This is a genomic window from Proteiniclasticum sp. (genome assembly GCF_032054185.1).
Lineage (GTDB): Bacteria > Bacillota > Clostridia > Clostridiales > Clostridiaceae > Proteiniclasticum.
Genome location: NZ_DAMBTF010000003.1, coordinates 16,772 through 29,791 on the forward strand (window position 1 = coordinate 16,772; position 13,020 = coordinate 29,791).

Annotated in this window: 12 protein-coding genes; all 12 read left to right on the forward strand. The window is 42.9% G+C overall.

What is annotated here, in order from left to right:
• Positions 1-17: 17 nt before the first annotated feature.
• The 12 genes from RTX25_RS02055 (at position 18) to RTX25_RS02110 (ending at position 12,765) form a co-directional block, all read left to right on the forward strand.
• Complete coding sequence (locus RTX25_RS02055) at positions 18-536, forward strand: adenine phosphoribosyltransferase (RefSeq protein WP_312649860.1); 519 nt, start codon at positions 18-20, stop codon at positions 534-536.
• 95 nt (positions 537-631) lie between these two features.
• On the forward strand, positions 632-2,836 hold the full coding sequence (locus RTX25_RS02060; RefSeq protein WP_312649862.1) for a bifunctional (p)ppGpp synthetase/guanosine-3',5'-bis(diphosphate) 3'-pyrophosphohydrolase: 2,205 nt from the start codon (positions 632-634) through the stop codon (positions 2,834-2,836).
• A gap of 7 nt (positions 2,837-2,843) precedes the next feature.
• A complete protein-coding gene (dtd, locus tag RTX25_RS02065) occupies positions 2,844-3,293 on the forward strand; it encodes a D-aminoacyl-tRNA deacylase (RefSeq protein WP_312649865.1) in 450 nt (149 codons plus the stop codon).
• A gap of 101 nt (positions 3,294-3,394) precedes the next feature.
• Entirely contained in the window at positions 3,395-4,132 is a 738-nt protein-coding gene (locus RTX25_RS02070) for a prohibitin family protein (RefSeq protein ID WP_312649868.1), read from the forward strand.
• Between the two features lie 19 nt (positions 4,133-4,151).
• A complete protein-coding gene (locus RTX25_RS02075) occupies positions 4,152-4,751 on the forward strand; it encodes an MBL fold metallo-hydrolase (RefSeq protein ID WP_312649871.1) in 600 nt (199 codons plus the stop codon).
• A 9-nt stretch (positions 4,752-4,760) separates the two neighbouring features.
• Positions 4,761-6,179, forward strand: a complete 1,419-nt coding sequence (gene hemZ, locus RTX25_RS02080) for a coproporphyrinogen dehydrogenase HemZ (protein WP_312649873.1) — start codon at positions 4,761-4,763, stop codon at positions 6,177-6,179.
• Between the two features lie 12 nt (positions 6,180-6,191).
• The gene (gene hisS / locus RTX25_RS02085; protein ID WP_312649875.1) at positions 6,192-7,445 is read left to right on the forward strand and encodes a histidine--tRNA ligase; all 1,254 of its coding nucleotides are present in this window, start codon (positions 6,192-6,194) and stop codon (positions 7,443-7,445) included.
• Between the two features lie 2 nt (positions 7,446-7,447).
• A complete protein-coding gene (aspS, locus tag RTX25_RS02090; protein ID WP_312649876.1) occupies positions 7,448-9,235 on the forward strand; it encodes an aspartate--tRNA ligase in 1,788 nt (595 codons plus the stop codon).
• Between the two features lie 182 nt (positions 9,236-9,417).
• On the forward strand, positions 9,418-10,899 hold the full coding sequence (hutH, locus tag RTX25_RS02095; protein ID WP_312649878.1) for a histidine ammonia-lyase: 1,482 nt from the start codon (positions 9,418-9,420) through the stop codon (positions 10,897-10,899).
• Positions 10,900-11,014: 115 nt separating this feature from the next.
• A complete protein-coding gene (locus RTX25_RS02100; RefSeq protein ID WP_312649880.1) occupies positions 11,015-11,662 on the forward strand; it encodes a cyclodeaminase/cyclohydrolase family protein in 648 nt (215 codons plus the stop codon).
• Positions 11,663-11,809: 147 nt separating this feature from the next.
• Positions 11,810-12,247, forward strand: a complete 438-nt coding sequence (locus RTX25_RS02105) for a DNA starvation/stationary phase protection protein (RefSeq protein ID WP_312649881.1) — start codon at positions 11,810-11,812, stop codon at positions 12,245-12,247.
• An 80-nt stretch (positions 12,248-12,327) separates the two neighbouring features.
• Positions 12,328-12,765: a DNA starvation/stationary phase protection protein gene (locus RTX25_RS02110; protein WP_312649883.1), complete on the forward strand. Its 438-nt coding sequence runs from the start codon at positions 12,328-12,330 to the stop codon at positions 12,763-12,765.
• Positions 12,766-13,020 lie beyond the last annotated feature (255 nt).

Consider the following 13,020-nt stretch of genomic DNA (forward strand, 5'->3'; position numbering starts at 1 on the left):
TAACTTTGGAGGTTATTATGGATTTTAAAGAAAAGATAGCGATAATAGAAGATTTTCCCAAGAAGGGAATCAGCTTTAAAGATATTACTCCTTTAATCGGAGATGGACCATCTTTCAAACTTCTGATCGATACCATGGCTGAGAAGCTGAGAAAGCTTGATGTGGATTACATTGCCGGACCTGAAGCTAGAGGCTTCATTTTCGGTGTGCCTCTGGCCTATGCCATGGAAATCGGGTTCATTCCGATAAGAAAACCTGGAAAGCTGCCTCAAGAGACAGTATCAATCAGCTATGACCTGGAATATGGTCAGGATACACTTGAAATACATAAGAATGCATTCAAAAAAGGTGATAGAGTAGCTCTTGTGGACGATCTTCTGGCAACTGGAGGAACAATTTCTGCATGTGCGAAACTCATCGAACAGGCTGGTGGGGAAGTGGTATCCATCGATTTCATGATCGAACTGACAGAGCTTCATGGAAGAGATAAACTTGAAGGATATCATGTTGAATCCATGGTGCAGTACGACCTCTGATTCAACTTGCCATAGGAAGATATGAAGGCTGGTGTAATGCCAGCCTATGCGTTATTTACTGGTAAATGTTATTTTGATGGAAATGAGGAATTCTTATGCTCTACGATCTGATGAAAAAAATTGATAAAGCAGGCAACATCAATAAGGAACTTGTCATCAAGGCCTATAATCTTGCTGCCGAAGCCCATGGTGAACAGAGAAGAATATCTGGTGAGCTCTATGTGACTCACCCTGTTGAGGTCGCCTCAATACTGGTTGACATGGGTATGGACACCAACACAGTAGTAGCCGGAATCCTTCATGACGTCATTGAAGACACCAAGTATACCTATGAAGAGATTGCTGAAATTTTTAATGAAGAAATCGCAGAGCTTGTGGATGGCGTGACAAAACTCGGTAAAATCAAGTATAAGTCAAAAGAGGAAGAGCAGGCTGACAATGTAAGGAAAATGCTTCTTGCCATGGCAAAAGACATCCGCGTCATTCTCATCAAACTTGCGGACAGACTCCACAATATGCGAACCCTGAGATACATGCAGCCGGATAAGCAGAAGGAAAAATCCAAAGAGACCTTTGATATCTATGCACCGCTTGCTCACAGGCTGGGAATGTTCAGAATCAAATGGGAACTGGAAGATCTTGCTTTCAGATATATGTATCCGACGGAGTATTATGATCTCGTCAACCAGATCGCCGAGAAACGTAAGGAGAGAGAAGCCTATATCGCCATGGTCATGGATGATATTGTCGATAAGCTGAAAACAGCAAGCATCGAGTGTGATATTGATGGTAGGCCTAAACATTTCTATTCGATATACAAGAAGATGATGGCGCAGAACAAGAACATCGATCAGATATTCGATCTTACTGCAATAAGAGTTCTTGTGGATTCCATAAAGGACTGTTATGCGGCACTGGGTATCGTGCATACGATCTATAAGCCGATTCCTGGCAGATTCAAGGACTATATCGCCATGCCGAAGCCCAATATGTATCAGAGTCTTCATACCACAGTTATCGGACCTCAGGGTAAGCCCTTCGAAATACAGATCAGAACCTACGAGATGCATAAAGTGGCGGAGTATGGTATTGCTGCACACTGGAAGTACAAGGAAACGGGTTCATCGAAGGAAGCGCCAAAAGACACCATGGATCAGAAGCTTGTGTGGCTTAGAGATATGCTTGAATGGCAGAAGGAGACCTCCGATGCCGAAGAGTTTATGGAAGCATTCAAGATTGATCTCTTTGGGGATGAGATATTCGTGTTTACGCCAAAAGGTGAAGTCATCAATCTTCCCCAGAAAGCGACACCTATCGATTTCGCCTATCGCATCCACACGGATATCGGAAACAGGACCATAGGTGCGAAAGTGAACGGGAACATGGTTACCCTCGACTATAAGCTGGCAACAGGGGAAATCGTTGAAATCATCACCTCGTCCAAACCGAAGGGGCCCAATATCGACTGGCTGAATATTGCAACATCCAATCAGGCAAAGACCAAAATCAAAGCCTGGTTCAAGAAAGAAAAACGAGAAGAAAATATACAGAGAGGCAAGGAGCTTCTTGAAAAAGAAGCTAAGAAGCAGGACCGTAATTTTGCGGATATCGCCAAGGGAGAGATGCTTGACCGTCTGATACGAAGGTATCACGGAAACAACATCGAAGATCTTTATGTAGTGGTAGGTGCCAGTCAGGTACTGCCGTCGACCATCGTCACAGCATTGAAGGATTTCATTGAAGAAGAAAAGAAAGCAAAAATCAATGAGGACAACAAAGCTTCACTGCTTGAGGCGGAAAAGATGATCGAGGCTCAAAGAAAGAAGGAAAAAGCCAAGAAGAAGTCCTATTTCGGTGTCATCGTATCGGGTATGAACAATGTCCAGGTCAGATTCGCCAAATGCTGTAACCCTGTTCCTGGAGATGAAATCATCGGATTCATCACCAATTTCAGAGGAATCAGCATCCATAGGACAGACTGTACCAATATCGAAGAAATCAGAAATGACAAAACTCATCGCATCGTGGATGTTCAGTGGGAAAAAGAAAGTCAGGAACTATACAGCGCCAGGGTTCAGATCAATGCATTTGACCGGCCGAATCTTGTTTCGGACATCATATCTCTGATCAACGATCTGAAGATACCACTTAATGCCATGAATGTGGAAACAAAGAAAGACGGCACTGTTACGCTCCATCTCTCGCTTCTCATAAAGGACATCAATCTTCTCGAAGAGAGTCTGAAGAGGCTGAGAAAACTCTCCAATGTTTCGGATGCGTTCAGAATCGGAAATGGGTAGGTGAATTATGCGCGCTGTAGTACAGAGAGTACTGTCTTCAGAGGTCATCGTAAGTGGTGATGCTGTGGGCAGGATCGGAAAAGGTTTCAATGTCCTTCTGGGAATCAAAGATGATGATACCCGGGAGGACATGAATTATATCGAAGAAAAGATTAAGGGACTTCGTGTATTTGAGGACAGTGAGGGGAAGATGAATCTTTCTCTGAATGAAGTGTCTGGGGAGATTCTCCTCATTTCTCAATTTACACTTTATGGAGATGCGAGAAAGGGAAGAAGACCCAGTTTCATACAGGCTGCCAAGGGTGATACTGCGAAAAGTATGTATGATACCATGGTGAATAATCTGCGCAGCAGCGGATTTAAAGTTGAAACGGGAATTTTCGGTGCCGAAATGAAAGTCCTCATTGAAAATGATGGACCCGTGACCATTCTTCTGGACAGCAGGAAAGGTTTTTAGTCTAGTCCAGAGGATCTTCATGAAATCCTGAAAATGACATAACAGCTATCAAAATAATTCTTAGCATGACAAAATATGATGAGCAGCAAAGGGGAAAAATTATGAAAACAAAAATCATTGCAGGACTGGCAGCATTAGTGCTGATTATCGGACTACTTGGAGTCAGAGTCATCAAACCCTCACAGGTAGGCGTAATCACAACACTTGGTAAAGTCACCAGAGTGGCGGAGAGCGGAGTCACATGGGTGGCGCCACTCATCAGCAGAGTTACAAAGATTGATACCTCGACAAAGACGGTAGAAGGGGTTTATGAAACATCCACAAGAGACATGCAGACAACTACAGAATATGTTACAACACTATATTCTGTTGATGTTTCTAAAGTCATGGACTTATATATGAAGTTTCTTGGTAATCACCAGAGCAGCCTGATTGCTCCTGCACTGGCCACAACCGTTCAGGATGGAGTATCTACGGTCAGCATCAGTGAACTTGTGAGCAACAGAGTGGAACTGGCCTCATCTATGACGGAAAATGCCAGAACCATGCTGGAACCATACGGAATCAATATCGTATCCATGCAGATTACAAATCATGATTTCAGTGATGAGTATGAAAGTGCCATTACAGCGAAGATTGTGGCGCAGGAGAAGGTAAAGACTGCAGAGTACGCAAGACAGGAAGCCGAAATTCAGGCGGAAACCAACAAGATCCTCTCACAGACTTATGACGACAACATGAAGTCCAAGATGTTTCTTGAAAAATGGGACGGTAAGATGCCGCTTTATATGTCAGGTGACAGCGAAATGCTGAACATGCTGCTCCCATCTGGTAACTGATTCAGATAAAGGAGGAATTATGCAGATTAAAAAAACAGTCCTGGGCGTATACCAGGAAAATGCCTATATAGTCATAGATGAAGATACAAGAGATGCGCTCATCATCGATCCGGGTGATGAAGGGCCGGAACTGGTTGCTTATCTGAAGAATCATAAGGTGAACTTTAAATCCATACTTCTTACCCACGGTCATGTGGACCATGTGGGAGCGGTTGATGCTGTAAGAGACGCCTTTTCCATTCCGGTTTATATTTCTGAGATTGATATGAAATACATCGAGCAGAGAAAGACCGCCTTTGGAAGAATGAGAAAAGCAGATCATTTTCTCAAAGAAGGGGATGAATTCCTTTTTGCAGGCAAAAAAATCAGGATTCTTGAAACACCCGGCCACAGCAAAGGCAGTCTGAGCTTTCTCATAGAGGGTGTTCTTTTTTCAGGAGATGTTCTTTTCCAGAATTCAGTAGGTAGAACCGATCTTCCAGGTGGAGATATGGCTGAGCTTCTTGCTTCCATCGGAAATAAACTGCTGATCTTACCTGAAAATACAAGAGTTATGCCTGGGCATGGCCCGGAAACGACAATCGGGATGGAAAAAGCATTCAATGGTTATCTGAGATAGGGGAGAACAATGATCAAAGTTAAAAGCAATAATTCCCTCAGGTATCACGTCTACCATATCGTAACGCTTTTTTATCCTGCGGGTAAGATTGAATTTCTGGATGAAGCAGATGTAACAAAGGCGGATATTCATGTGGAGGTCAGAGGAAATGAGATGACCATAGATTTCTTCGGAGAAATCAGTTCCTCCCCTTATCCGGACAGAGACCTTAATGTCATGCGCAGAGCCCTGTTTATTCTCCTTGAGAAGAAAACAGAGAAACATCTTCCATGGGGTATCCTCATCGGCATCAGACCTTCCAAGATCGTAAGGGAACTCATCGAAAAAGGCAGAAACCGCGATGAAGTCGTTCAGGAGCTTCAGGAAGAGTATCTGGCGGATAAAGACAAGATTCTTCTGGCATACGAGGTGGCACTGAAGGAATCCATGCTCCTTAAGACTGTGGATACTGAAAATTCCGTGGATATCTATATCGGAATGCCTTTCTGTCCATCAAGATGTCTCTACTGTTCCTTCGCTTCCAATGTATATCGGGGCAATCAGTATAAAGACAGATATCTGGAACTTATGAAGCAGGAGATGCACATCATCAGATCGCACATCGACGGGAACCGCCTGAAAATCAACAATGTCTACTTCGGGGGAGGAACACCTACAGCGGTATCAGATGAAGAGTTCGAAGATGTCATGGCGACCATTTCTGACTGTTTCATAAAAGACAGAGATATTCTTGAATTCACGGTCGAAGCTGGGCGGGTGGACAGCATAACAGAAACCAAACTGGAGAGCATGAAAAGATACAATGCCACAAGGATATCCATCAACCCTCAGTCCATGAATGATGATACACTCAGGCTGATCGGCAGAAATCATAGCCATGATAAGGTCATTGAGATATTTAATTTGGCAAGGGACATGGGTTTTGATAATATTAATATGGATATGATTTTAGGTCTCCCCAGTGAGCATCTTTCTGATGTGGAGAATACCATAGATGCGGTCAGAAAGCTTTCTCCTGAAAGCATCACCGTTCATGGTCTGGCACTGAAAAGAGCTTCAAGACTATATGAGGATTTTCTTATGGAGAAGAAATATGCCCTGCCTTCACAGGAAGAGATGAACCTTATGTATGAAAAAACCGATCGTATGGCAAGAGATCTCGGTCTTATGCCTTACTACATGTACAGGCAGAAGAATATGGTCGGGAATCTTGAGAATGTAGGCTATGCAAAAGAAGGCATGGAAAATCTTTACAATATGGTGATGATCGAAGAAATCAAGACCATCATCGCAGTAGGCGCAGACGGCGTCACCAAAAAAGTGAAGAACGGAAAGATCGAACGTTTCGCCAATTTCAAAGGGCTGAATGACTATACAGAAAGATTTCAGGAAATGATGGAAAATAAAATGAGCTTCCTGAAGGAATAAGGAGGAAAGATTATGGACTTGCAGGCACCTAAAGGTACCAAGGACATGCTGCCGATGGATGCATATAAATGGCATCATATTGAAGAAAAACTAAAGGGAATCGCCCATGAATATGGATTCCGAGAAATCAGAACGCCGATGTTTGAGAGCACTGAACTTTTTATACGAGGGGTAGGTGAAACTACGGATGTCGTCCAGAAAGAAATGTACACATTTCTGGATAAGGGGGAGAGAAGCATCACGCTGAAAGCGGAAGGAACAGCTCCCGCTGTGAGGGCTTTTGTCGAATCCTCAATGTATGCGGATGCTCAGCCCACAAAGCTTTATTACTTCACACCTGTTTTCCGGTATGAAAATGTGCAGAAAGGAAGACTTCGTCAGCATCATCAGTTCGGAGTGGAACTTTTCGGCAGCCAGGAACCTTCAGCTGACGCTGAAGTCATATCCATTGCCATGAGAGCTTTTGAGGAGCTGGGTATAACCGGACTTACACTGAAGATCAATTCCATAGGACATCCTGGATGCAGAATGGAATACAATCTCAAGCTTAAGGAATACCTTGCTCCACATTATGAGGAGCTTTGTCCTGTATGTCAGGAAAGATTCCATAAGAATCCTATGAGAATCCTTGACTGCAAGGAAAAGAGCTGTCAGATGATCGTTAAGGATGCTCCGCTTATTCTTGACCATATCTGTGACGAATGCAGCGACCATTTTAGCAAGCTGAAGAAATATCTTGATGCCATGGGTATCGGATATGAAGTGGATAAGGGAATTGTAAGAGGTCTTGATTACTACTCCAAGACCGTGTTTGAGATTGTAAACAAATCCATCACTGTCTGCGGAGGAGGAAGATACGATTATCTTATCGAAGAAATCGGTGGACCGCAGATGCCTGCAGTAGGATTTGGGCTGGGCCTTGAAAGACTGCTCATGACCATGGCCGATGAAGGAGTCGTTATTCCTGAACCCATGAGATTCGATATCTTCATTGCTTCCATGGGAGATGATGCAGCGCTGAAGGCGGCGTCCATGGCTCATGAGCTGAGAATAAAGGGACTGAAAGTCGATATCGATCATATGGGCAAAAAGCTTAAAGCACAGATGAAGTATGCCAATAAAGTCGGTGCACGCTACACCATGATTCTGGGTGATGATGAACTTGTAAATGACAAGGCCTCACTTAAGGAAATGCAGAGCGGAGAACAAGTAGAAGTAAAACTGGCTGCAGAGGATATTCTGCAGCTGGTCAATAGGGGTGAATGATAATGGGTGAAATGCTGGGTCAACTAAGAAGAACACACATGGCCGGTCTTGTGAATGAGAATCTGATCGGCAAAGAGATTATTGTAACCGGCTGGGTTGCAAAAAGAAGAAATCTCGGGTCTCTGATCTTCTGCGATCTGAGAGACAAAGAGGGTATCCTTCAGGTTGTCTTCAAGGAAGAATCTTCAAAGGAAGCTTACGAAAAAGCGGACAGGCTGCGTAATGAGTTCTGTATCCTTGTCAGAGGAACAGTGGCAAGAAGAGAGTCTGTCAATGACAACATGCCTACAGGGCAGGTGGAGCTGATTGCAGAGGAACTTAAGATCCTTTCAGAATCTGAGACTCCGCCGATCTACATCAAAGAGAATCTGGATGCTGCTGAAAACATCAGACTGAAGTACAGATATCTGGATCTCAGGCGTCCGGACATGCAGAGAATATTCAAGCTGAGAAGTAAAGCCTATATTTCCATCAGAAATTTCATGGATGGAGAAGGGTTCCTTGAGGTGGAAACACCGATTCTCAACAAGAGCACACCTGAAGGCGCAAGAGACTATCTCGTACCTTCAAGAAACTATCCTGGAAGCTTCTATGCTCTTCCACAGAGCCCTCAGATATTCAAGCAGCTTCTGATGGTTTCAGGATTTGACAAGTACTTCCAGATTGCAAAGTGCTTCAGAGATGAAGATCTGAGAGCAAACAGACAGCCCGAGTTTACTCAGATCGATATCGAAATGAGTTTTGTGGGTGTAGAGGATATCATCGAACTGAATGAAAGACTTGTCCAGCGAGTGTTCAAAGAAGTCCTCGATAAGGAAGTCAAAGTGCCGTTCGAGAGACTGACCTATAAGAATGCCATGGAGAGATTCGGATCGGACAAGCCTGATCTGAGATTCGCAATGGAGCTTAAGGATCTCACTGAGCTCGTTAAGGATACAGAATTCGTGGTATTCAAGAATGCCATAGAGCAGGGTGGCAGCGTGAGAGCCATCACCTTAACAGGTGGTGCTTCCATGGGCAGAAAAGACATCGACAGACTGGGCGAATTTGTGAAGACATACAGAGCAAAGGGACTGGCTTATATTCAGATGAAAGAGGACGGCATGAAATCAGCACTGTCCAAATTCTTCAGTGATGATGAGCTGGCAGCAGTCGCAGAAAAAGCCGGAGCGAAGACCGGAGATCTGGTTCTTATCGTTGCAGACAAGGATGAGGTGGTATTCCAGTCACTGGGCGCGCTTAGACTTGACCTGGCTAAAAAATATGGTCTACTTGAAGGTACGGAAGAGTTCAAGTTTGCGTGGGTAACAGAATTCCCGCTGCTGGAGAAAGATGAAGAAGCGGGAAGATTTGTCGCTCTGCATCATCCGTTCACAAGTCCTATGGAGGAAGATCTGCATCTTCTTGAAACCGATCCTGGAAAAGCCCGCGCCAAAGCCTATGACATGGTCCTTAATGGCGAAGAGCTAGGTGGCGGTTCAATAAGAATCCATGATTCCAAGCTTCAGGAAAAAATGTTTTCACTTCTTGGTTTCAGTACAGAGGAAGCATGGGAAAGGTTCGGATTCCTGCTTGAAGCGTTCAAGTATGGTCCACCACCACATGGCGGACTGGCTTTCGGTATGGACAGACTGGTCATGTTCCTTGCAGGAACAGACAACATCAAGGATGTTATCGCATTTCCAAAGAATCAGAATGCATATGATCCGATGTCTGAAGCACCAAATACAGTTGACCGTGTACAGCTGGATGAGCTGGGTATCGGAATCATCGACAATAAAATCAAATAAACCTTATGAAACAGCGATTATAAGTCGCTGTTTCTTTTACTTTATAATAGATTGAATATTCCTATAATATTAACAGATTCAAAAAATGAAGTGTTTATTATGCCGAAATTCCATGAGTTTCTCAATCATCTCTTTAAATATAAACGATTTCATATTATGATAGAGATATTAGGAGGTAGCATATGGTTACAATAGAAAATGGAAAGCTGACGATTGAAGAATTTATAAGGACTGCAAGAGGATATGAGGAAGTATCATTAAGTAAGGAAACAAAAGACAGAATCACTGCGTCCAGAAAGATGCTTGAGAAAGCGGCAGAAGGCTCACAGGCGGTATATGGCGTGAATACAGGCTTCGGTAAATTTTCCGAAGTGAAGATCGGGCATGATGAACTGAAGGATCTGCAGAGAAACCTGATCATCTCTCATGCCTGCGGTGTAGGATCTCCCATGAAAACCGAAGAAGTACGAGGACTTATGCTCCTTAGAATCAATGCACTGTCGAGGGGATACTCAGGAATAAGACTTGAGACCGTTGAAACACTTACGGATATGCTGAACAAGAAGGTGCATCCCGTAATTCCCGTAAAAGGTTCACTCGGTGCATCCGGGGATCTGGCACCTCTTGCGCATATGGTGCTGACACTAATAGGTGAGGGAAATGCGGAATTTGAAGGGGTAGTCATGCCTTCAAAAGAAGCGATGAATAAAGCCTGCATTAAGCCGGTAGAGCTGGAAGCGAAGGAAGGACTGGCACTCATTAACGGAACTCAGGCACTCACATCAATTGGCACACTGGCTTATTATGATGCAGTCCGAGCGTTAAGGACAGCAAATTTATCCGCGGCACTTACCATGGAAGCACTTAGAGGAATCACCACAGCATTTGATGAGAGGCTGCATATAGTCAGAGGACATAAAGGGCAGATCGCCGTTGCAAGGGAAATACTGGATAATCTGGAAGGCAGCACGCTTGTGACCAGACAGAACGATCTGAGGGTACAGGACGCCTATTCCATAAGATGTATTCCTCAAGTTCACGGAGCGATCAAAGACACGCTGGACTATGCCCTGGATAAAATCAATATCGAGATCAATGCTGTGACAGACAATCCTATTGTCCTCAATCAGGATGAAATATACTCAGGCGGCAATTTCCATGGCGAACCCATGGCTCTGATTTTTGATTTTCTTGCTATTGCGGTTTCTGAACTTGCGAATATATCCGAGAGACGACTTGAGAGACTTGTCAATTACCAGCTGAACGACCTGCCTGCATTCCTTGCTCCTTCTGGTGGACTGAACTCAGGATTCATGATCACGCAGTATTCTGCAGCTGCGCTTGTCTCGGAGAATAAAATACTTTCCCATCCTGCATCGGTGGACTCCATACCGTCTTCTGCAAATCAGGAGGATCATGTATCCATGGGGAATACTGCTGCCAGAAAACTTCGTGAAATCGTGGAAAATACCAGAAGAGTCATTTCGATTGAAGCATTTGCAGCCTGTCAGGCGATCGATTTCAGAGAAGATTTCAAGCTTGGTAAAGAAACGGGCAAAATATATTCTGCAATCAGGGATAAAGTGAGATTCATCGAAAAAGATGTGATTATGTATGAAGAAATGAATAAAGTCTATGATATTCTCGATACCTGCATATGTTAAAAATAGATATTAATCTGTGTTTATGTTAAGATTATGATAATGTTTGATTAATATATGACAACAAGTCTGTATTAATACAATCAAAGCGTTAAAATATTAAGTAAGAGGTGAAAACATGTTAAGAGAATTAACTGTCAATGATTTTACAAGTGTACTTGCTGAAGGTAAAGCAACTCCTGGTGGTGGTGCAGCTGCAGCACTCAGCGCATCGCTCGCGGCAGCTCTGACCTCTATGGTGTTCAATCTGACCATAGACAAAAAAGCGGCTAAGGACTGTCCTGAGTCCGTTGTAGACTCCATGAAAGAAGCCAGGGAGGCAACAGACAGATTCAGAGAACGCTATCTGGAACTTATGGTGGATGACGCCAGTTCTTTTGATGAGCTTATGGCCGGATTTGGACTGCCGAAGAATACGGATGAAGAGAAAGCGGTTCGAAAAGAAAAGATCGATAAAGCGAAAGAACGTGTTCTGGAAGTACCTCTTATGCTCGCTGAAGAGGCTTTTGAGATGTACGATTCCTTAAGAGTGGCCACTGAATATGGAAACAAGAATGCCATCTCCGATGCAGGGGTTGCGGCTATCCTGATTCATGGTGCCATCGAAGGCGCAGCACTTAATGTATTCATCAATCTGGCAGGTTCTGAAGTCAATGAAGAGAACATCGGGCTTAAAGTCAAGACAGATGAACTTGTTGAGAAATCAAGAACCATCAAGGAAGATATCCTTTCAATTGTCATCGACAAGATATATGGCAGGCAGTAATAAATAAATTGTAATAGTTATAATTTATTTACTAATTAGACATAATTAACACTTGAAAGTGCTTATGAATTGGGTTATAGTAGAGATAAGCTAATTTATAATCATTATAAATTAAATCAATTATAAAGTATTTGGAGGTAGATATTAATGGCAAATTTAGAAATCAAGTTAAATCAGTATGTGGCGGATCTTATGGTGATGTATACAAAGCTTCATAATGTGCACTGGTATGTAGAAGGAAGACAGTTCCATGCGATGCATGAACTTTTCGAGATGTATTATGACAAGGCTACTGAGGATATGGATGTTGTCGCTGAGAGAATGCTGCAGCTTGGCATGAAACCGGTAGCTAACCTTAAGAGCGCACTTGAAATGACAAAGATTGAAGAAAGAACTGAAGAATTCGGAAAGGATCTTGATTTTGTTCAGATCGTAAATAAAGATTACGAATATCTTCTTAAGCTTACACTGGAAGTCAAAGAAGCTGCTGAGGAAGCAGGTGATGACCCTACAGTGGATATCATGAACGAGTTTACTGCCTATTATCAGAAACAGCTCTGGATGATCAAGGCTACATTAGCATAATTGAACACAGCACCCCCCAGAACTTGGGGGGTTCTTTATTAAATTTCGCATGAACATTCACGCTCAGGAGGACTAAACTTATGACAAATTTAGAAAATAAACTGAATCAGTATGTTGCAGATCTAATGGTATCCTACACGAAACTTCATAATGTGCACTGGTATGTACAGGGCAAGCAGTTCTACAGAATGCATGAACTCTTTGAAGGTTATTATGACAAGGCTACTGAGGACATGGATGCAATAGCTGAAAGAATGCTTCAGCTGGGATATAAGCCTGTTGCAACAGTAAAGAAAGCACTGGAAATAACAAAGATTGAAGAAAGAAGTGAAGAGTTCGGCAAGGATATTGATCTGGTTAAGCTTGTGAAGACCGATTTCGAATATCTTCTTAGACTGACACTGGAAGTAAAGGAAGAAGCTGAAAAGGCTGGAGATGATCCGACGGTGGATATCATGAATGAAATCACCGCATACTACCAGAAAGAACTCTGGATGCTCAATTCCACCTTAGTATAGAATATTGACCCTTCTCATTATGAGAAGGGTTTTTTTTTTATATATGCATGGATTTTCGAAATATCTTAAAGCAGTCATTTTTTATGTGATAGAGACTCAAGGACTCACTCCTATGAGATGGCAGATAAAGACACAAAAGTTTATAGAAGATAAAAAACTAGAATATCATATAATATATTAATATAGTATGATATTCTAATGAAAGAAAGATAAATACTGAAATGACATATTCCCGTAAATTCAGACTGTATGGAG